Raw genomic sequence first — 19,260 nt, 5'->3', positions numbered from 1 at the left:
CCGCAAATGTCAGAAATCCCCATCGGCAAATTATATGGCGTAGGAGTGGGCCCGGGCGATCCGGAACTGATTACTCTGAAGGCAGTGAAGATTCTCGAACGGGTTCCCGTGGTGCTGATCCCTTCAGGGAGCGGCGAGAGCATTGCCTTCAACATTGCAAAGCCATACATAAGAGGCGAGGTCCTGGAGCTTGAATTTCCCATGACCTGGGACAGAGGCACCCTTGAATCCATATGGGACGAAAATGCAAAGAGGATAAAAGAGCTGCTTCTGGAGGGCAGGGATGCAGCTTTCATCACCTTGGGAGACCCGATGATATACAGCACTTATATATACATAATGGAAAGGCTGGAAGGGTTCGAAATTGAAACCATTCCCGGCGTGACTTCCTTTTCCGCAGCCGCTTCAAAACTTCAGATGCCCATAGCGCGGGGCAGCCGGCCCTTTGCAGTGGTGCCTGCCGGGGACGAAAAAATTATGCAGGATGTCCTCAGATGCTTTGATAACGTTGTACTTATGAAGGTATCCGGAAACTATGATAGGGCTGTGGACCTGTTGAAATCGGAAGGCTTTCAGGCGGGGCTTGTCATAAGGGGAGGCCATGGGGATGAGGAGGCAACGTTTGATTTGGAAAAATATAGGGGGAAAAAGCTGGATTACCTTTCCCTTATAATCGGAAGGAAGGTGGTCAAATGATTTATTTCATCGGCGCGGGCCCCGGGGATGCTGAACTCGTCACAGTGAAAGGGGCGAGGCTTCTAGGCTCCTGCGATGTGGTAATTTATGCCGGCTCTCTCGTCAACCCGGATGTATTAAAGTACGCAAAAAAGGGCGCGGAAATTCATGACAGTTCCCGCATGAATCTGGAGGAAATAATTGAAATAATGAAAAAAGCACATGAAATGAATAAAGATGTGGCCCGGCTCCACACAGGAGACCCCTGCATTTACGGTGCCATAAGGGAGCAGATGGAGAAGCTGGATGAACTGGGGATTTGTTACGAAGTATGCCCGGGCGTGAGTTCCTTTACCGCCGCTGCGGCGGTATTGAAGAAGGAACTAACAGTGCCAGGAGTGAGCCAGACCGTCATCCTGACAAGGATGGAGGGCAGGACGCCGGTCCCTGGCGTAGAAAGCCTGAAATCCCTGGCAGTGCCCGGGGCAGCCATGGCCATATTTTTAAGTGCCGGCATGATTGAAAAAGTGGCGGGCAAACTTCTGGAATCTTACGGCCCGGACACCCCGGCGGCAGTGGTGTATAAGGCTACATGGCCGGAACAGAAAGTGGTAGAAGGCACTCTGAAAGACATACCGGATAAAGCAAAACAAGCGGGGATAAACAAGACCGCCGTAATCCTGGTGGGAGATTTCCTGGGCGAAAGATATGAATGCTCCAGGCTGTACCATGCAGAATTTAGCCATGGCTTCAGGAGTGCCGGAAAATGCTGCGGAAAACCTGAGCTGCGGGAGGAAACGCCGTGAAGCTGGCGGTGATTGCCATAACCAGAAACGGATTCCAATTGGGAGAGAAGATAGTAAAAGAACTGGGCGGAGACCTTTATGTCCTGGAAAAAAATGCACCTCAGGATGCCCAAAGTTTTCACCCAATAAAAGGAGAATTTATAGAATTTGTCCACAGCATTTTTCACAAATATGATGGTCTTGTATTCCTAGCGGCGGCAGGCATAGCGGTTAGGGCCATAGCGAAGGTGATTGAGAAAAAAACGGTGGACCCTGCTGTGGTGGCAGTGGATGAGCGGGGTAGATTCGCTGTAAGCCTCCTGTCAGGACACCTGGGTGGCGCCAACGAACTGGCCGTCAGAGTGGCCGGGGTGCTGGGAGCCGTGCCGGTGGTGACTACAGCCAGCGACAGCGCGGGATTTGAGGGCATCGACGTCATGGCGAAGAAAATGGGATTTTACATAGAAAGGTTTTTTGAACTCAAAAGGGTTAGCGCCTGCCTCGTCAATGGCGAAAAGGTGGTGTTTGCGTCAGAACCCGGGTTTCCGAAAAAGGTGTTGAAAGAAATGAAAGAAAAGCTCCGGGATACGACGGCGGTTTTTTGCAGCAGGGATTTTCCCGATGATTCCGCCGACGATGCCTGCGACACGATTTTTCGTGATGCTGCAGCAGCGGTTTTCATAGCCGATGGGAAAATCAGGCCGCCGGACATTCCTCATATAATATTGAGGCCCCGAAATATAGTGCTGGGTATCGGTACAAAAAGGGGCACAGCCTTTGAAGCGCTGCTGGCGGCGGTTAAAACAGCCGTGAAAGAGCTGGATTTTGACGAAAACAAAATAGGATGCATCGCCACAATTGATATCAAGAAAGATGAAAAATGCATAAACATGCTGGCACGACACCTCGATGTGCCGGTGAAATATTACAGTTCTAGAGAGCTTGCCAAGGTAGAGGAAAAATTCCCCATTTCATATTTCGTAAAGAAGACGACTGGGGTGGGTTCGGTGGCAAGGCCTGCAGCCTATCTTGCCAGCATGCGCGGTACGGAATTGAAATATTGCAAAATGAAAGGAATTACTCTTGCAGTATATAAATGCAAATCTTGACAAGTATGATTTTCGGAGGGCTTTATGGGCTGGATTAAAGTTGTGGGAATTGGTCCCGGACATTATCAGGACATGACAGTCAGAGCCATAAGGGCGCTGAGGGAATGCGACGTCGTTATCGGATACACCACGTATATAAACCTCATCAGAAATCTAGTAAAGGATAAAGAAATAATCCGTTCAGGCATGCGGCAGGAAGCTGAAAGGTGCAGAAAAGCCCTGGAGCTGGCCGACCTGGGCAGGAAAGTGTCGCTAGTCAGTGGCGGAGACCCGGGAGTATACGGCATGGCCGGACTATTATACGAGCTTGCACAAAACGATGATATCCATGCAGAAATTGAAATTATACCAGGGGTAAGCGCCGTGAATGCCGCGGCTTCCCTGCTGGGAGCGCCGCTGATGACCGATTTTGCATCGATAAGTCTTTCCGACCATCTGACTCCATGGGAAGCCATTGCAAAAAGGCTGGAAATGGCTGCCCGGGCGGATTTTGTCATAGCCCTTTTCAATCCGAAAAGCCGCGAGAGAAAAGACAATCTGTCCCGGGCGCTGGATATCGTCCTCAAATATCGGTGCTTCAACACTCCCTGCGGCATCGTAAAAAATGCTTCAAGGCAGGAGGAGAGCACCATTGTCACAAAACTTGGAGATTTATTAAAACACGATATCGATATGACCACACTGATAATTATAGGGAACAGCAGCACTTTTATAACCAAAGGGAAAATGGTCACAGCCAGGGGGTATGCCTTTTGATTCTGGTTCTGGCAGGCACAAAAGAAGGCAGAGAGATGGCGGAAATGCTTTCAGGCTTGAATTTTCCCGTTATCGCCAGCACGGTCACAGATTACGGAGGCAAGCTTCTGGAGGGGAAGGCGAAAGCGAGGACGGGCCCTTTAGACCGGGACTTGCTGGAAAGCTTTATCCGGGAGAAAAAAGTGGAACTGGTGATCGACGCCACCCATCCCTTTGCAAGCAAAATCAGCCTCAACGCCATCGAAGCCTGCAAAAATGCGAAAATCAAATATATAAGGTATGAACGTGAGGACATGGGAAAATATAATTTTCCCAGCGTAATACGCGTCGAAGACTTCGATGAGGCTGTGTCTGAAACATTAAAATTTGAAAGGATATTTCTCACCATTGGCAGCAGGAACCTGGACAGATTTGCAGCCCTCAAGAAACAGGGCAAGCACATTATAGCCAGGGTCCTCCCCACCAGCGAGGTTCTGAAAAAATGTGAACACCTCGGCTTTTTGCCGGGGGAAATCATAGCCATGGAAGGGCCTTTCAGCGTGGATATGAATTACTGTATGTTCAAAGACTACAAGGCCGATGTGGTGGTTACCAAGGACAGCGGCCCGGGGGGAGGAGTGGTGGAAAAATTGAGGGCGGCTGTAAAATTGAATGTACCTGTAATAATGGTAAAAAGGCCTGCTGTGGATTATCCTTTAGTGGCAAGAAGCATAGAGGAGGTTTTGGAGGAAATACAAAAAGGCGAATCGTGATTCCAGGATGCACCGATGGGAAGGGGGTTTTGTGCAAATGGAAGTTGACTCTCTCATGATGGTGGGAATTGGCCGGAAGGCGCCGATGGAAGTCAGGGAAAAGGCGGCATTCGGCATCAGGGCGGCTGAAGCCTTGAGAGAATTGAAAAAAATTGAGGATGTATCGGAAGCGGTGGTGCTTTCTACCTGCCACCGCAGCGAAATTTATTTTATTTCAGCCTCTCACGGCGAAAGCCGCGTAAAATCTTTTTTCTGCGAATTTTCCGGTCTGTCAGAAGAAGACGCAAGCCCGCACCTTTGCACCCTCCGGGGCCTCGAGGCGGTCAGGCATCTTTTCAGGGTGGCTTGCGGCCTCGAATCCATGGTCCTGGGGGAAGACCAGGTATTGGGCCAGGTGAGGGAGGCATGGGACCTGGCCCGGGAGGAAAAAAGCGTCGGCAAAATCTTAAACAGGCTTTTTAAAGAAGCAGTAACCCTAGGCAAAAAAGCCCGGTCTGAAACTGGCATTACTGACTATCCGCTTTCCATAAGCTATATCGCTGTAAAATTCATTCAAAAAGTGTTCGGAGATTTAAGCGATAAAGTGGCCTTCGTTATAGGCGCCGGGGAGATGGGGCATCTTGCCATAAAATATCTGCTTGCGGCGGGAATCAGGAATGTTTTTGTCGCAAACCGCACCCGGGAAAAGGCTGAGGCTTTAAAGCAGCGTATACCGGAGCTTTCGGTGATTCCCTACGAACAAAAATACCAGAAAATAGCGGAAAGCGATATAGTCATAAGCGCCACCAACGCCCCCCACTACACCATAAGCTATGATAAATTCAGGAAAAGCCACAGCGGAAAGAAGATATGCATGATAGATATTGCCATGCCCAGGGATATACACCCGGCCATTGGAAGTATGGAAGGGGTAAGCCTCTACACAATGGATGACCTGCAGGAAGTGGCGGAAGAGAACAGAAAAAAAAGAGAAAGCCTGACAGGGGTCATCGAAAAAATGGTGGATGAGGCGGTGCGGGAATTTTTAGCATGGTATAATTCCCTTTCGATAATTCCTGTGATAAAACACCTGAACGATTTTGCAGAAAAGGTGTGCCTTTCGGAGTATGAGCGGTTGATAAATAAACTGGACGGAATTACTGAAGATGAAAAAAGCAAAGTAAAAATTGCCCTGGAAAGGGTGGGGGCGAAAATTGTCAATCGGTATCTGATGGGTCTCAAGACCCTAGCTGAAGAAGGCAGGCTGGACGGGGCGGTGTATGAAGTTTTTCAACAAAATTAAAGGCGGGGTGGAACTGTAATGCTTTTGAAGGTGGGGACCAGGGACAGCAAACTGGCTTTAATTCAAACCGATATGGTTATAGAAGAATTGAAAAAACATCATCCTGACTGGAAGTTCGAGAAAGTATTGGTTAAAACCCGGGGGGACAGGTTTCTGGATTCGGCTTTGAGCGAGGTGGGAGGCAAAGGGCTTTTCGTCAAGGAAATCGAGGATGCGCTGCTTTGCGGGGACATCGACATGGCAGTGCACAGCATGAAGGACGTGCCGTATGAAATCCCTGAAGGCCTTTGCATCGCCGCTGTAACAAAAAGGGAAGATGTCAGGGATGTTTTTATTTCCGCAGACGGAAGAAGGTTTGCGGAACTTAAGGAGGGTGCCCGCATAGGCACATCCAGCCTGAGGAGGGCCGTACAGCTGAAAGGCATGAGGCCCGATATCGAAATAGTGCAGCTGAGAGGGAATGTGCCCACTAGAATTAAAAAGATGAAAGAACTGAACCTCGCAGGGGTTGTCCTGGCAGCTGCCGGGATGAAAAGGCTGGGCATGGAGGATGCGGTTTGCGAATATTTTTCCCTGGATATGGTGGTGCCTGCAGTGGGCCAGGGAGCTCTTGCAGTAGAGATGCGGAAGGAGGATGCAAGGGTCCGCTTTGTAAAGTGCGTGGATGACCCCGATGCCGCTATTGCTGTCAGGGCCGAGAGGGCTTTTATGAGGGCGCTGGGAGGAAGCTGCAAGATCCCGATTGGCGCTTATGCGTGGATTGAAGGCAGCATTCTGAATATGATTGGAATGTTGGAGAAAAATGGCAAGGTAATAAAAGGAAATATATCCGGAAAAATCTCAGAAGCCGAAGATTTAGGCAAAAAACTTGCGAAAGAGCTGGGTGAGCTGTAATGGAAACAAAAGTGTTTATAGTGGGAGCTGGGCCCGGAGACCCGGGCCTGCTGACCCTGAAAGCGGCGCAAGTCATAAGGCATGCCGATTCGATAGTATATGACCGGCTGGCAAACCATGAAATACTGGAACTTGCCCGGGATGATGCCGAATTGGTGGATGTGGGGAAGCAGCCTGACCTCCATCCGGTACCACAGGGAGAAATAAACCGAATCCTCGCGAAAAAAGCCCTGGAGGGGAAACGGGTAGTCCGGCTCAAGGGAGGAGACCCTTTTGTCTTCGGCAGGGGAGGAGAGGAGGCCCTTTTTCTGACTAAAAGGGGGATACCCTTCGAGGTAATTCCGGGCATTACCTCAGCCATTGCCGTGCCGGCCTATGCCGGTATACCCGTTACCCATAGAAATACGAGCTCCGCCCTTCACATATTCACAGGGCACGGGTGCTCGCAAAGCACAGAGGATATTGACTGGAGAATTGTGGCAAAGCTTGATGGAACTTTGATTTTTTTGATGGGAATGAACAAAATTGATAAAATAGTCGAAAACCTGCTCGTGTATGGAAAACCCCCCGAAACTCCCATAGCCGTCATTATGGAAGGCACCACCTTTCGCCAGAAAACGGTCTGCGGGCGGCTTTCGGACATACTGGAAAAGGTCAGATCCGCTGCTATGAAAAACCCGGCGCTGATTGTAGTTGGCGATGTGGTTAATTTGAGCAAAGACCTCGATTGGTATGAAAAGGGATTAAATCGAGCAAGGGAAAGGGAGCTGTTAGGGAAAAGGATTCTGATAACCGGAAACCTTTCCGAAGAAGACAAGAACACCGGGATGGCATTTTTTCCTCGGGAAATATACATTTTAAAAAATGAAGGGGCGGAAGTGATACACTGTCCAGTGTTAAAAATTTCACCGGCATATCATGATTTGGAGGAATTGTTCGAGGAAATAGAATGTTTTGATTGGCTGATTTTTACCAGCAAAAATGGAGTGGAAAGCTTTTTTGCGGCGCTGGGCAAAAAGAGATTTGACGCGAGGAAATTTAAAAATGTAAGAATTGCAGCCGTAGGCGCAAGGACCCGGGAAATGCTGGAGGAACATTTTCTATTTCCGGATATGGTTCCCGAGAAATATACCTCGATAAACCTGCTGGAAATGCTCGAAGAGGAAAAATCCGTCGGGAACGTTGCTGTGGTTACATCCGACATAGGAGGCGAGGAACTGATATCGGGTCTGAGACGGGCGGGGTTTTGCGCAAAAAAAATAGTGGCCTACAAAAACGAGCCCAATTATGAAAAAAGGGACAGGCTCGTAAGGGAACTGGACAGGGGTATCGATATCGCGATATTTACCAGCCCCTCCACCTTCCGCAGCATGCAGGTGCTCGCCGGGGAAAGCATTGAAAAGATAAAAAGCGCCCGGATAGCAGCCATAGGCCCTACCACGAAAAAGGCCATCGAAAAAGAGGGTTTTAAGGTGGATATCATGCCTGAGGAACATACTCTTGAAGGAATAATAAGAGAAATTATAAAAAGGGGAATATAAAAATGAATCTTGTCAAAAGACCGAGAAGGCTCAGAAGAAGCAGTGCCATGCGGGATATGCTCCGGGAAACGACGCTGGATGTAAAAGATTTGATATATCCGCTCTTTGTGGTTCCTGGAGAGGGGGTAAGACAGGAAGTGGCTTCAATGCCGGGTATCCGGCGCTTTTCCATAGATACGGTGATATACGAGGTAAAAGAAGTGGAAAGCATGGGCATTCCTGCAGTTTTGCTTTTCGGAGTGCCTTCTGCAAAGGATGAGATGGGAAGCGAAGCCTATGCCGATGACGGCATTGTCCAAAAGGCTGTCAGAGCCATAAAGCAATCGGTCCCCGAAATAATAGTCATAACCGATGTGTGCATGTGCGAATACACTTCCCATGGCCACTGTGGGATAGTTGAGGACGGATATGTGTCAAATGACAAATCCGTAGAACTCATAGCAAAGACGGCACTGTCCCATGCTAGGGCAGGAGCCGATGTAGTGGCGCCCTCCGACATGATGGATGGAAGGGTCGGCGCCATCAGGAAACTCCTGGATGAGGAAGGTTTCATAAATGTACCCGTAATGGCGTACAGCGCAAAATACGCTTCCTGCTTTTACGGCCCATTCAGAGATGCCGCCGAATCCGCGCCGCAATTCGGGGACCGAAAATCCTACCAGATGGACCCGGCCAACTCCGATGAAGCTCTGAGGGAAATCGCTCTGGACATTGAAGAAGGAGCGGATATAGTCATGGTGAAGCCTGCACTCGCCTATCTTGATGTGATAAGACGGGCAAAGCAAACCTTCAATATCCCCTTAGCAGCCTACAATGTGAGCGGCGAATACGCCATGGTAAAGGCTGCCGGCCGGATGGGCTTTCTGGATGAAAAAGCGGCGGCGATGGAAATTCTGACGTCCATAAAAAGGGCAGGAGCAGATTTAATAATAACGTACTTTGCAAAGGATGTGGCAGGATGGCTTGCTACCCGGTGATGCTGAATATCGAAGGAAAAAAGTGCCTTGTGGTGGGCGGCGGCAGTGTCGCACTAAGAAAGATACAGGGCCTCCTGGAATGCAGTGCACGCGTCACCGTGATAGCTCCTTTCGCCAATGAAAAAATAAGAAAGCTCGGGGAAGACGGGCGGATACGTGTCTTGGAGAGAAATTACATGAAAGGGGATGTGGAGGGTTATTTCCTGGCCGTTGCCGCATCCGACGACAGAAATGTCAACAAGAGGGTGGCTTTGGAAGCCTCCGAAAGAAACATTCTTGTGAATGTGGCGGACGACCTGGCCCTTTCCTCGTTTATAGTACCCTCGGTAGTAAGAAGGGGGGACCTTGCGGTGGCCGTTTCCACCGGCGGCAGGAGCCCCCTGCTGGCAAAGACGCTGAGAAGAAAGCTGGAAAACATTTTGACCGATGAGTATGAGGAATTGTTGAACAGGCTGTGGGAAGCAAGAGAAAAAGTGAAAGCTCAGGAGCTTTCTGAAGAGGAGAAAGTTAAAATCTATAACGGCATTATTCAGGATTACAAATTAGTTTGCGATGGAAAAGAGGGATAACATGACTTCGGAAGAGTTATTCATCAGGGCGAAAAAGGTCATGCCGGGAGGCGTAAACAGCCCGGTCAGGGCTTTCAGGGCAGTTGGCATGAACCCGCCTTTTATAAAAAGGGGAAAAGGGAGCCGCATCTGGGATGAAGATGGCAGGGAGTACATAGATTACGTAATGTCCTGGGGCCCGCTCATCCTGGGGCATGCCTTCCCGGATGTGATATCCGCCGTAAAAAACCAGGCTGAATACGGTACCAGCTTCGGTGCGTGTACAAAGCTGGAGGTGCTGATGGCTGAAAAAATAAAGGAAGCCCTGCCTTCCATGGAAATCGTCAGAATGGTCAATTCGGGCACTGAAGCCGCCATGAGCGCCATAAGACTTGCAAGAGGCTATACCGGCAGGAATCTGATAGTGAAATTCGCGGGATGTTACCACGGCCATGCCGACAGCCTCTTGATCTCGGCCGGTTCCGGGGCTCTGACTTTCGGCATCCCCGATTCAAAAGGTGTTACCGAATATACCGCCCGTGACACCATTGTCGCCCAGTACAACAATGCGGATATGGTGAAGCGTATATTCGATAAATACGGAGAGGAAATAGCTGCTGTCATAGTAGAGCCGGTGGCGGGCAACATGGGCACCGTGCTTCCGAGAGAAGGTTTTTTGAAGACCCTGCGGGAAGAAACCATCAAATATGGTGCCATCTTGATATTCGACGAGGTGATCACCGGCTTTCGGGTATCCTTTTCCGGTGCCCAGGGGCTTTTCGGCATAGTTCCGGACATTACCATACTTGGCAAAATCATAGGCGGAGGGCTGCCGGTGGGAGCCTATGGCGGCAGAGCAGAAATAATGCGGATGGTGTCGCCTGCCGGCCCGGTATACCAGGCCGGCACGCTATCGGGAAACCCGCTGGCCATGGCCGCAGGGCTTGCCACATTAAACGCGCTTTCGGAAAACCCCGGAATTTATGAAGAACTGGAAAACAAGGCCGATAAACTGTGCCGGGGATTGAAAGAGGCTCTTGGCCGTTCCGGCATCCCCTTTGTGATAAACCGCATGGGCAGCATGATAACCCTATTTTTCAGTGGGAATGAGGTTGTGGACTACGAAAGCGCCACAAAATCAGACACTGCCCTTTACGCCGCATACTTCAAAGAAATGAACAAACAGGGCGTTTATCTGCCGCCTGCCCAGTTCGAGACATTTTTCCTGTCCAGTGCCCATACAGATGAAGACATAGAGCTGACCGTTGAAGCAGCTCAAAATGCTGCGAAAAAAATCAGCAAAAAAGCATGGTGATTTTCTATCCGACAATCAGCCACACAAATAGCTGAATCAGAACGGTCCGAAGTTTATGGCCACTGCTACGGCTATGAAAATCATCTGAACCACAAATATCAGAAAGAAAAATGGCGTGAAAAATTTCCACCAGCGGTCCAGAGGGACTTTGGCAATACTGCAGATGACCGGCAGCAGAGTTGTGGGCCAGAAAATGTTGGAAAAGCCGTCCCCATACTGGAAAGCCAGCACTGCGGTCTGGCGGGTTATGTGCAGCACGTCTGAAAGAGGTGCCATAATGGGCATGGTAACGGCGGCTTGGCCGCTGCCGGAAGGTATCAGGAAATTTATCAGCGTTTGAACGAAAAGCATGCCTTCCGCTGCTACCCATTTCGGGAAGAGGGAAAGGGACTGCGGAATAGTCTATATCCTTCCAGACTGGCCGAAGGATTTTTCTTTATCTTTGAGGCGTACCGCATGGTCCACCATACCGCAAGCGTTTCGAAAACCAGGAAGCTCACGATCCTGAAGCCCAGCCCCGAAAAGAGCGGAAGGTTTGCAATGCCCTGGGCCACCCCGATAGTGAAAGGGTTCATGAAGGCTGCGGCGAACCCCATGGCCACGCCAAACGATACCATGCACATGCCGACCAGGGCGTCATAGCCGAGTGCTACGGCAAGTGAGACAAGAATAGGAATGAATCCGAAGGTTTCTTCGAACATTCCGAATATGGCTCCTGCAAGGCCGAATATGTACATGGAAATCGGAATCATGAGCATTTCCACGCCCTTCATCGACCTGATGGCATGGGCGATTGCGTTGTTGAGGGTTCCGGTCTTGATGACAATATAAAATGATGCGTACACGATGAAGGGGATTTTCAAAGGTTGCGCTGTCGATTATGAGTTCCGGGTCGAAGATGATGATGTCCGCATCGCACCCTTCCTGAAGCCTGCCCTTTTTTGCGAGTTTAAGCCTCTTTGCAGGCAGGATGGTCATTTTGAAAATGGCATCGATCAATGGGAGCGCCTTTTCTTCTCTCACAAACCTGCCCAGCACCCTCGGAAATGTGCCTGCAATCCTGGGATGGCCCTGCCCGTCATGGATGTAGCCATCGGTGTCAAATACGGGCGAGCCAATGGTGGTGCTGAAGGCGTCATAAGGGTAACAGTCCGCTTCCACGTCGATTCCCTGCCGCTTTGCATTGTCGATTAGCTCCAATCCTTCTTTCATATTTCCGATTGATGTCAAGTTTTTTAAACAATATAATGCCCATTGTAATGCCCATTTTTGACCGACTCTTTGCAATGCGCGGCTCTTGTGATATATTATGGATTATAATTATATTAACGGAGGGCAATATACGATGTTTGAAAAGCAGCTTGAAAGGAAAACGGAATTTGACGCGATAGGATTCGGCGAAGTGATGCTCAGGCTGTCGCCGCCGGACAAGGAGCGCATTTCGCAGGGCGAGGTCTTTGAAAAAAGGGCAGGCGGTTCGGAGCTCAACGTCGTTTCAGGGATTTCTGCCCTTGGCCTGCGGACGGCAATCGTAACAAAGCTGCCCGACAACGAGATAGGGAAGTTTATCAAAAACAAGATAAGGTTTTACGGCGTGAGCGACGATTATATCGTATACGACCGCTCGGCCAAAAAGCGGCTGGGAATTTATTACTTTGAAAGCGGAGCCCACCCCAGAAAACCGCAGGTTGTGTACGACAGGATTGGTTCATCTTTTACCGCTTTAAATATAGGAGAAATAAATTCATCCGTCTACATCAGCACCAAATTATTTCATGTGAGCGGTATATCATTGGCATTGAGCGACAGTGTAAGACAGGCCGTTATACAGATGATAAAACAGTTTAAACAAAATGGCGCAATTATTTCGCTTGATGTGAATTATAGAGCGTCTTTATGGGATGAAACCACGGCAAGAGATGTAATAACCTCGATTTTTCCTGACGTTGACATTCTGTTCGTATCTGAGGAGACATCCCGGCGCATGCTTCAAAGAACAGGGACAATACAGGAAATCATGCGGGGATTTTCGGATGAGTTCGGCATCAAAGTGGTTGCGGCTACGGAAAGAAAGGTCGAAAGCCCCACGAGACACACGTGGGATTCAAGGATTTACAGCGCCGAAGAAGACGCATTCTATCAGGAAAGCCCGTATGAAGGGATAGAAGTTGTCGACAGGATAGGAAGCGGGGATGCCTATGTTGCTGGAGTGCTTTTCGGCGTCTTGAAGTACGGCTCGCTGCAGAGGGCGCTCGAATTCGGCAATGCCATGGCAGCCGTAAAAAATACCGTTCCGGGAGACATGCCGGCGTGTGACTTTGAGGAAATCGAGCGGGTCATAAAAAGCCATAAAAACTCCGGCCAGGAAAGCGAAATGAACAGGTGACGACTCATCCAAAAAAATGCGGTGAACAGCCGCATTGAGAAGAATGCATAATTTTGCAGAGCTTTTTGCGGACCGGGGCGACCCAAAGGAGGGCTTAAAAAAATTGAAGAGCGTTGCTATTGTTGCAAAAGGGAAAAACACGTGCGCGGCACTGGAAGGTCAGCTTGCCGAGCTTATAGGGGACAGGGTGAATGTCAGGGGCTATTACATAGATGGCAATATCAGAAGCGGCATAAAAGAGGATCTTGTAGTCATATCAAGCAAGGTAATATCCAGGCAGGCCAAAAGTTTTATAAGCAGAGACTGCCCTGTTTTTGTCGCGAGGCGCTCGCTCAACTACAATGAGATAGACAGGCTTTTTGAAGTGCCGGATGGTGAAAGCGTCCTGCTTGTGAACGATTTGCTGTCTTCTGCGAAGGAGACCATTTCGCTTTTGAATGCATCGGGCATAAATCACATACGATTTGTGCCGTATTTTCCCGGCGCAAAAAGATACCCGAGGCTGCAAACTGCAGTGACTCCGGGAGAACTGGAACTCGTGCCCGATTGTGTAAAAAATGTCATTGATATTAAGACGAGAAATATCGATGTGACAACACTTGTGGAGATATTGAAGGCCCTCGACCTGCTTGATGAAAAGGCCAACCTTCTTTCTGCCAGATACGTAAAAGATATTGTCGCCTTGCTCAAAAAGATGAAGCACATGGCGCAGGCCAACAGCCGCATGGCAAATCAGCTTCAAACCATTATAAATACGGTCCACGAGGGCATAATCGCACTTGATGAGAATAATAACTTTTCTGTATTCAACAATGTTGCCGAAGAAATCACGGGCGTATCAGCGGGCGATATACTGGGCAGGGGTCCGGGGGATGATTTCCCCAGCAAAGATGCAATAATGTCGTTTTGCGGAAGGCCCGGCGAAGAAAAATTCATCAATATAAGGGACAGGCATATCGTGGTAAACGCATCGCCTATAATATGCCGGGAAAGGCCCGCAGGCATCCTGTATACCATGAAAGACGTAACAGAGATACAGAGGCTTGAGGAAGAACTGAGAAGAAAGATGAGAAGCAGGGATGCATGCACAAGGTACACGTTCGATGATATAGTTGGAGAAAGCGAGGCAATAAGGAATGCCGTGCTCCTTGCCAGAAAGATTGCCGCATCGTCCTCCCCCATACTCATCCAGGGGGAAAGCGGCACGGGCAAGGAACTGTTTGCGCAGGCCATACACAATGCATCCTGCAGGAGAAAGGGACCGTTCGTTCCGGTGAATTTTGCCGCGCTCCCCGAGAGCCTCATTGAAAGCGAACTTTTCGGATATGAAGAAGGAGCGTTTACCGGTGCGAAAAAGGGAGGCATGCCCGGCCTGTTTGAACAGGCGCATATGGGAACGATATTCCTGGACGAGATCGGCGATGCGCCGCTCTCATTTCAGGTAAGGCTCCTCAGGGTGCTTCAGGAAAAGCAGGTCAGGCGCATTGCAGGTTCAAGGATTATCCCCGTGGATGTCCGGGTGATTGCCGCAACAAACAGGGACATAAAAAAATTGATAGCAGAAGGTACTTTCAGGCAGGATCTGTATTACAGGCTGAACGTCCTTCCTCTTTACATACCGCCCCTCAGGGAAAGAAAAAAAGACATACTCCGGCTTGCGGAAAAGTTTTATGCCGATTTCTTTGGCGGCAAGCCACCAGTCGATGAAAAAGCATATTTTGGGAAGGTAAAAGATGCTCTCCTGTCATATGACTGGCCCGGAAATGCAAGGGAATTGCAAAACACCGTTGAATATCTGGCCAATATTTCCCCGTCGAGCATTCCCGAAACCGCCATGCTGCCGGGAGAACTTTTGAGGCGGATAGAAAACGTATCGAAGAAATGCGGCCTTGATTTGGCAAAATCAAGGCTTCTGCGTGAAATAGCAAGGGCCAATGATGCAAGATTGCCCGTTGGGCGACGTTCGCTGTCGAAAATTCTAGGCATGACCGAAGGGCATATCCGCAAGCTTCTTTGTGAGATGAAAGAGGATGGGATGATAAAGGTAAATAAAGGGATAAAGGGAATAGAAATATTGCCGTACGGCAGGGAATTAATAAATCAAAGCTGCTTGTAATTTTAAGAGGTTTATGTTAAAATAATAACATTAAAGGGATATAAATGGGTAAAATAAATTTTCCCATTTTATTTTTTGTTCAAATTCGCCTGAGCGGGCAAAAGCCATCATTAAGGCTTTTTGGGGCTATATTCAGAGCAACCGAAAAACTGGCATGGAAATTGCTATTTTAAAATCAACATCGCTTTTCGGCTTTTAATGCATGAATAAAACCAGCCCGTCAAGATTGATTGTTGCATTTCTAAACCATTTTATTTTATGCAAGAGGAGATTTCGCGATGGCAAAATATATACTCAATCGTCTGGGCGCCAGCATTTTGACGCTTTTTATCGTTGTTACGCTGACATTTTTCCTGATGAGGGCCATACCCGGCGGACCGTTCACCGATGAAAAGGCAATCCCGCCCGAGATACAGCAGCAGATCCTCGCCAGATACCATCTGAACGACCCTTTGCACAAGCAATATCTCGAATATGTGAAAAATTTGGCAAGATTTGACCTTGGTCCGTCTTACAGGTACCAGGGCAGGACGGTGAATGATATCATAAAAGACAGCTTCCCTGTTTCCGCCATGATTGGTTCGCTCGCGATACTTTTTGCGCTCTTGATGGGAATACCCGCCGGCATAATATCAGCCGTAAAAAGAGGGAAGTGGCAGGACGGCGCCACAATGGTGGCTGCGACGCTCGGCGTTACCGTGCCGAATTTCGTGATTGCCACGTTGCTCATATACATTTTTGCGCTGAAGCTGAGGATTTTCACCGTCGGCCTGTGGGAAGGATTTTCAACATCGATTCTGCCAGCCGTTACACTGGCGGGATATCCCACGGCTTTCATCTCCAGGCTGGTGCGGTCGAGCATGCTGGAAGCAATACAGCAGGACTATATCCGGACCGCACGGTCAAAAGGCTTGAGAGAGCGCACTGTCATATACATTCACGCCCTCAAAAATGCCGTAATACCCGTGCTGACTTACCTGGGCCCCCTCACGGCAGGCATCCTCACAGGAAGTTTTGTGGTGGAACAGGTTTACGGCATACCGGGCATGGGTACGTTTTTCGTGACGAGCATACAAAACCGCGATTACACAACGATACTCGGCGTGACCATTTTTTACAGTTTCTTGCTTGTCACGCTGAACTTCATCATCGATATATGCTATGCGCTAATAGACCCGAGAATAAAACTGAGTTAGACATTAAGGAGTGGTTTTGAGCAATGTTGGATGAACGCACCGTGGATATTTCCCTTTTCGAGCCTCTGAAGGCCGAGGAAAAGAATCGGGACGAAACAGCGCGGCCGAGCATGAGCTACTGGCAGGATGCATGGCAGCGCCTGAAAAAGGACCGGCTCGCAATGGCCGGATTGGCAATCATAGTTATCATTGCACTTTTTGCAATTTTCGGCCCTGTTTTATCGCCGTATGCCTACGACGAGCAGAATTTTGACGTGTCAAACCAATGGCCCAGCCTAAGCCATCCCTTTGGCACCGACATGTTCGGGAGGGACCTTTTTGTGCGGGTCATGTATGGGGCAAGGATCTCGCTGTGCATAGGTCTTGTGGCGAGCTTGATAAATCTGACCATAGGGGTGCTGTACGGAGGGCTGGCCGGTCTTTTGGGAGGAATGGTGGACAATATTATGATGCGCATAGTGGATATTCTGTACAGCATACCGACGATGATATACGTCATCCTGCTCATGGTTGTCATCGGGCCCGGCTTAAAAAGCATTTTCATAACGCTCGGCATTGCATATTGGGTGGGCATGGCAAGGATAGTAAGGGCAGAGGTGCTGAGGCTGAAACAGGAAGAATTTGTCCTGGCTGCCACGGTCTCGGGGGCATCCAGGATGAGGATTCTTCTCAGGGAACTTCTGCCTAATGCCATGGGGCCAATCATCGTAACGCTCACGCTTTCAATACCGAATGCCATTTTCACAGAGGCATTTTTGAGCTTCGTGGGCCTCGGGGTGTCGGCGCCCATGGCAAGCTGGGGCGTTCTGACCAACGACGCCCTGGGTTCGCTCAGCATATATCCTTATCAGCTGCTGTTTCCCGCGGGCGCCATCTGTCTGACCATACTGGGATTCAATTTCCTCGGAGACGGCCTGAGGGATGCGCTGGACCCGAAGCTTAGAAAGTAGGTGAATCCGTGACTGCCATACTGGAGATAAAAGACCTGAAGACATCGTTTTTCACCCCGGCAGGAGAAGTTAAAGCAGTAAACGGGGTTTCGCTCGATGTGAAAAAGGGCGAAATACTAGGCATAGTCGGAGAATCGGGGAGCGGCAAGAGCGTGACGATGCTTTCCGTGATAAACCTCCTGGGGCCGTCGGGGAAAATCGTTGGCGGCAAAATACTGTTCAACGGCGAAAATATGGTCGCAAGGGACGACAAATTCTACGCCGATATGCGGGGCAACAGGATAGGTATGATATTCCAGGACCCCATGACATCCCTGAATCCGGTGCTGACCATAGGTTATCAGTTGAGAGAGCCGCTCATAAGGCACAGGCGCATGGCGCGGGACCAGGCCCACAAAAGGGCGATTGAACTCATGAGAATGGTCGGCATTCCCGACCCGGAGGAGCGAATCGGAAGTTTCCCCCACGAGTTTTCCGGAGGCATGAGGCAGAGGATAATGATAGCCATGGCGATTGCCCTGAACCCCGAACTCATCATAGCGGATGAGCCCACCACCGCCCTTGATGTAACCATACAGGCGCAGATACTTGATCTGATGAAGTCGCTTAAAAAAACGCTCAACACATCCATAATACTGATAACGCATGATCTGGGGATCGTAGCCGATATGGCGGACAGAATTATAATCATGTATTCCGGAAAGGTCATGGAGGAAGGGACAGCAGAGGACATTTTTTATAATCCGAAGCATCCCTATACAATCGGCCTGCTGAACTCTGTTCCGAATCCTGAAAGCATCACAAAAAAGAGGCTTGTTCCGATAGAGGGGCAGCCGCCCGACCTGCTCAACCCTCCTCAGGGGTGCGTATTCTGGCCCAGGTGCGCCTCTGCAATGAAAAAATGCACGTTGAGGGAGCCGGAAGATGCAGGATTTTCAAAAAGCCACAGGGCTAAATGCTGGCTTTACAAAAAGCCGCTGGCAAATAAAGGGTGATGATATGGAATTTTTGCTTGAAGTAAAGAACCTTAAAAAATATTTTGAGCGCAGGGCGGGGCTTTTTGGCAGAAAAACCCGCGTCATAAAATCGGTTGACGGCGTGAGTTTTTCAATAAAAAAAGGAGAAACGCTCGGGCTGGTGGGCGAGAGCGGGTGCGGCAAGACGACAACGGGAAGGACCATCGTGCGGCTTTACGAACCGACTGATGGGAAGATTTTGTTCAAAGGCATGGACATAACGCACTGCTCGGCAAGAGAAATGCTTGCGGCAAGGAAGAACATCCAGATGATTTTCCAGGACCCGTATGCTTCTCTGAACCCAAGGATGACCGTCTCCGACATCATCATGGCTCCCATGATCATCCACGGCATGTACACGCCGAGCGAACGCATCGAGCAAGTGAAGCTGCTGCTGAAAACGGTCGGCCTGAATTATGAGCATGCCAGCCGGTATCCTCACGAATTCTCGGGGGGACAGCGGCAGAGGATCGGAATAGCAAGGGCTCTTGCCGTAAACCCGGAATTCATAGTATGCGATGAGCCAATATCGGCGCTCGACGTTTCAATTCAGGCTCAAATAGTCAATACGCTTGAAGACCTGCAGGAAAAGTTCAATCTGACATATCTTTTCATAGCCCATGACCTTGCTATGGTAAAGCACATAAGCAAAAACATAGCGGTTATGTACCTCGGGAGCATAGTGGAAATAGCAGAGAGCGCCGAACTTTACACCCATCCCGCTCATCCGTACACTCAGGCGCTGCTTTCGGCAATACCCATACCCGATCCCAAAAAATCCGCACAGAGAAGCAGGATCATGCTTGAGGGGGAGATACCGAGCCCCATCAATTCGCCATCGGGATGCAAATTCCATACGCGCTGCAGATATGCCGAAAAAACGTGCAGGGAGGTGGTGCCTGAGCTTATAGATTGCGGCGGGGGACATCTTGTGGCATGTCACTTAATAAAAAAGACTTGAG

19 protein-coding genes and 1 pseudogene are annotated in these 19,260 nt (G+C 49.5%); 17 read left to right on the top strand and 3 right to left on the bottom strand.

Annotation, left to right across the window (positions count from 1 at the left end; genetic code table 11):
* Positions 1-6 precede the first annotated feature (6 nt).
* Genes cobI through hemL form a run of 11 tightly spaced genes read left to right on the top strand, consistent with a single transcriptional unit; the run spans position 7 to position 10,634 of the window.
* Positions 7-696, top strand: coding sequence for a precorrin-2 C(20)-methyltransferase (cobI, locus tag AC6I1H_RS06620; protein ID WP_497740167.1), 690 nt, complete (start codon positions 7-9; stop codon positions 694-696).
* Positions 693-1,481: a precorrin-4 C(11)-methyltransferase gene (gene cobM / locus AC6I1H_RS06615; RefSeq protein WP_497740166.1), complete on the top strand. Its 789-nt coding sequence runs from the start codon at positions 693-695 to the stop codon at positions 1,479-1,481. The genes cobI and cobM overlap by 4 nt, the downstream gene beginning before the upstream one ends.
* Positions 1,478-2,569 carry a cobalt-precorrin 5A hydrolase gene (gene cbiG, locus AC6I1H_RS06610; RefSeq protein WP_497740165.1) on the top strand — a complete coding sequence of 364 codons (1,092 nt, stop codon included), beginning with the start codon at positions 1,478-1,480 and terminating at the stop codon, positions 2,567-2,569. Before cobM ends, cbiG begins: the two co-directional genes overlap by 4 nt.
* 24 nt (positions 2,570-2,593) lie before the next feature.
* Positions 2,594-3,325, top strand: a complete 732-nt coding sequence (gene cobJ, locus AC6I1H_RS06605) for a precorrin-3B C(17)-methyltransferase (RefSeq protein WP_497740164.1) — start codon at positions 2,594-2,596, stop codon at positions 3,323-3,325.
* Positions 3,322-4,077, top strand: coding sequence for a precorrin-6A reductase (gene cobK, locus AC6I1H_RS06600; protein ID WP_497740163.1), 756 nt, complete (start codon positions 3,322-3,324; stop codon positions 4,075-4,077). Before cobJ ends, cobK begins: the two co-directional genes overlap by 4 nt.
* 37 nt (positions 4,078-4,114) lie before the next feature.
* Positions 4,115-5,359 (top strand): glutamyl-tRNA reductase, encoded by a 1,245-nt coding sequence (gene hemA / locus AC6I1H_RS06595; RefSeq protein ID WP_497740162.1) that lies wholly within the window; start codon positions 4,115-4,117, stop codon positions 5,357-5,359.
* A gap of 18 nt (positions 5,360-5,377) precedes the next feature.
* Positions 5,378-6,253, top strand: a complete 876-nt coding sequence (hemC, locus tag AC6I1H_RS06590) for a hydroxymethylbilane synthase (RefSeq protein ID WP_497740161.1) — start codon at positions 5,378-5,380, stop codon at positions 6,251-6,253.
* Entirely contained in the window at positions 6,253-7,794 is a 1,542-nt protein-coding gene (gene cobA / locus AC6I1H_RS06585) for a uroporphyrinogen-III C-methyltransferase (RefSeq protein ID WP_497740160.1), read from the top strand. Before hemC ends, cobA begins: the two co-directional genes overlap by 1 nt.
* 2 nt (positions 7,795-7,796) lie before the next feature.
* Entirely contained in the window at positions 7,797-8,771 is a 975-nt protein-coding gene (gene hemB, locus AC6I1H_RS06580) for a porphobilinogen synthase (RefSeq protein WP_497740159.1), read from the top strand.
* Positions 8,753-9,340, top strand: a complete 588-nt coding sequence (locus tag AC6I1H_RS06575) for a precorrin-2 dehydrogenase/sirohydrochlorin ferrochelatase family protein (protein WP_497740158.1) — start codon at positions 8,753-8,755, stop codon at positions 9,338-9,340. The genes hemB and AC6I1H_RS06575 overlap by 19 nt, the downstream gene beginning before the upstream one ends.
* Before the next feature lies 1 nt (position 9,341).
* Positions 9,342-10,634, top strand: coding sequence for a glutamate-1-semialdehyde 2,1-aminomutase (gene hemL / locus AC6I1H_RS06570; protein ID WP_497740157.1), 1,293 nt, complete (start codon positions 9,342-9,344; stop codon positions 10,632-10,634).
* A 36-nt stretch (positions 10,635-10,670) separates the two neighbouring features.
* On the opposite strand, the gene AC6I1H_RS06565 is transcribed toward hemL, so the two are convergent.
* The 3 genes and pseudogenes from AC6I1H_RS06565 to AC6I1H_RS06555 form a co-directional block, all read right to left on the bottom strand.
* Positions 10,671-10,985, bottom strand: a complete 315-nt coding sequence (locus AC6I1H_RS06565; protein ID WP_497740156.1) for a TIGR00366 family protein — start codon at positions 10,983-10,985, stop codon at positions 10,671-10,673.
* 11 nt (positions 10,986-10,996) lie between these two features.
* Positions 10,997-11,479, bottom strand: a complete 483-nt coding sequence (locus AC6I1H_RS06560) for a hypothetical protein (protein ID WP_497740155.1) — start codon at positions 11,477-11,479, stop codon at positions 10,997-10,999.
* Positions 11,480-11,549: 70 nt separating this feature from the next.
* Positions 11,550-11,846 (bottom strand): annotated as a pseudogene (locus AC6I1H_RS06555) (hypothetical protein); the annotation flags it as partial.
* 133 nt (positions 11,847-11,979) lie between these two features.
* Here AC6I1H_RS06555 and AC6I1H_RS06550 point away from each other — a divergent pair.
* The 6 genes from AC6I1H_RS06550 (at position 11,980) to AC6I1H_RS06525 (ending at position 19,259) form a co-directional block, all read left to right on the top strand.
* Positions 11,980-13,020 (top strand): sugar kinase, encoded by a 1,041-nt coding sequence (locus tag AC6I1H_RS06550; RefSeq protein WP_497740154.1) that lies wholly within the window; start codon positions 11,980-11,982, stop codon positions 13,018-13,020.
* A gap of 103 nt (positions 13,021-13,123) precedes the next feature.
* Positions 13,124-15,136 carry a sigma-54 interaction domain-containing protein gene (locus AC6I1H_RS06545; protein ID WP_497740153.1) on the top strand — a complete coding sequence of 671 codons (2,013 nt, stop codon included), beginning with the start codon at positions 13,124-13,126 and terminating at the stop codon, positions 15,134-15,136.
* A gap of 278 nt (positions 15,137-15,414) precedes the next feature.
* Complete coding sequence (locus AC6I1H_RS06540) at positions 15,415-16,332, top strand: ABC transporter permease (protein WP_497740152.1); 918 nt, start codon at positions 15,415-15,417, stop codon at positions 16,330-16,332.
* Positions 16,333-16,355: 23 nt separating this feature from the next.
* The gene (locus tag AC6I1H_RS06535) at positions 16,356-17,282 is read left to right on the top strand and encodes an ABC transporter permease (RefSeq protein ID WP_497740151.1); all 927 of its coding nucleotides are present in this window, start codon (positions 16,356-16,358) and stop codon (positions 17,280-17,282) included.
* Between the two features lie 8 nt (positions 17,283-17,290).
* Positions 17,291-18,277: an ABC transporter ATP-binding protein gene (locus AC6I1H_RS06530; RefSeq protein ID WP_497740150.1), complete on the top strand. Its 987-nt coding sequence runs from the start codon at positions 17,291-17,293 to the stop codon at positions 18,275-18,277.
* A 4-nt stretch (positions 18,278-18,281) separates the two neighbouring features.
* Positions 18,282-19,259: an ABC transporter ATP-binding protein gene (locus tag AC6I1H_RS06525; RefSeq protein WP_497740726.1), complete on the top strand. Its 978-nt coding sequence runs from the start codon at positions 18,282-18,284 to the stop codon at positions 19,257-19,259.
* The last annotated feature ends 1 nt before the right edge of the window (position 19,260 follow it).

It is taken from the genome of Biomaibacter sp. TOL (assembly GCF_059717795.1).
This window is presented reverse-complemented; position numbering and strand designations above follow the sequence as displayed.

What these genes read in the sequence shown, in the direction of transcription:
- hemA (WP_497740162.1), top strand. Translation starts at nt 4,115, where the DNA reads ATGGAAGTTGACTCTCTCATGATGGTGGGAATTGGCCGGAAGGCGCCG.
- cobA (WP_497740160.1), top strand. Translation starts at nt 6,253, where the DNA reads ATGGAAACAAAAGTGTTTATAGTGGGAGCTGGGCCCGGAGACCCGGGC.
- AC6I1H_RS06525 (WP_497740726.1), top strand. Translation starts at nt 18,282, where the DNA reads ATGGAATTTTTGCTTGAAGTAAAGAACCTTAAAAAATATTTTGAGCGC.
- cobJ (WP_497740164.1), top strand. Translation starts at nt 2,594, where the DNA reads ATGGGCTGGATTAAAGTTGTGGGAATTGGTCCCGGACATTATCAGGAC.
- AC6I1H_RS06535 (WP_497740151.1), top strand. Translation starts at nt 16,356, where the DNA reads ATGTTGGATGAACGCACCGTGGATATTTCCCTTTTCGAGCCTCTGAAG.
- hemB (WP_497740159.1), top strand. Translation starts at nt 7,797, where the DNA reads ATGAATCTTGTCAAAAGACCGAGAAGGCTCAGAAGAAGCAGTGCCATG.
- cobM (WP_497740166.1), top strand. Translation starts at nt 693, where the DNA reads ATGATTTATTTCATCGGCGCGGGCCCCGGGGATGCTGAACTCGTCACA.
- AC6I1H_RS06565 (WP_497740156.1), bottom strand. Translation starts at nt 10,985, where the DNA reads ATGCTTTTCGTTCAAACGCTGATAAATTTCCTGATACCTTCCGGCAGC.
- cobI (WP_497740167.1), top strand. Translation starts at nt 7, where the DNA reads ATGTCAGAAATCCCCATCGGCAAATTATATGGCGTAGGAGTGGGCCCG.
- AC6I1H_RS06540 (WP_497740152.1), top strand. Translation starts at nt 15,415, where the DNA reads ATGGCAAAATATATACTCAATCGTCTGGGCGCCAGCATTTTGACGCTT.
- AC6I1H_RS06550 (WP_497740154.1), top strand. Translation starts at nt 11,980, where the DNA reads ATGTTTGAAAAGCAGCTTGAAAGGAAAACGGAATTTGACGCGATAGGA.
- hemL (WP_497740157.1), top strand. Translation starts at nt 9,342, where the DNA reads ATGACTTCGGAAGAGTTATTCATCAGGGCGAAAAAGGTCATGCCGGGA.
- hemC (WP_497740161.1), top strand. Translation starts at nt 5,378, where the DNA reads ATGCTTTTGAAGGTGGGGACCAGGGACAGCAAACTGGCTTTAATTCAA.
- AC6I1H_RS06575 (WP_497740158.1), top strand. Translation starts at nt 8,753, where the DNA reads ATGGCTTGCTACCCGGTGATGCTGAATATCGAAGGAAAAAAGTGCCTT.